Genomic DNA, 264 nt, shown 5'->3' with positions numbered 1-264 from the left:
CTACTGGAAGGATTATTTGCTCGGCTATGATCAGCAAACTTCGATTCCGACCGGAAAAGTAGGCGTGAAAGCGGACGGTGCACAATTTGAGCATATCCTGTGCGATCTCGGCAAGGATTTGACCGGACGTATGGAAATGGTGGCCAAGCAGCATCACGTGACCCCGAATACATTGCTGCAAACAGCTTGGGGCTTGCTGCTCCAAAAGTACAACGGTAGTGACGACGCTGTTTTTGGCGGTGTAGTGTCTGGTCGTCCAGCGGA

At 51.9% G+C, this 264-nt stretch carries 1 protein-coding gene; it reads left to right on the top strand.

Annotation, left to right across the window (positions count from 1 at the left end):
• Positions 1–264 (top strand): condensation domain-containing protein (locus G9G54_RS25090; RefSeq protein WP_165179970.1); only part of this gene is annotated, 264 nt, incomplete at both ends.

Origin of the sequence: Paenibacillus sp. EKM212P, from assembly GCF_011066115.1 — a bacterium.
Lineage (GTDB): Bacteria > Bacillota > Bacilli > Paenibacillales > Paenibacillaceae > Paenibacillus > Paenibacillus polymyxa_B.
Note: the sequence above shows the minus strand (reverse complement) of the source record. Positions and strands in the feature narration are given on the sequence as shown.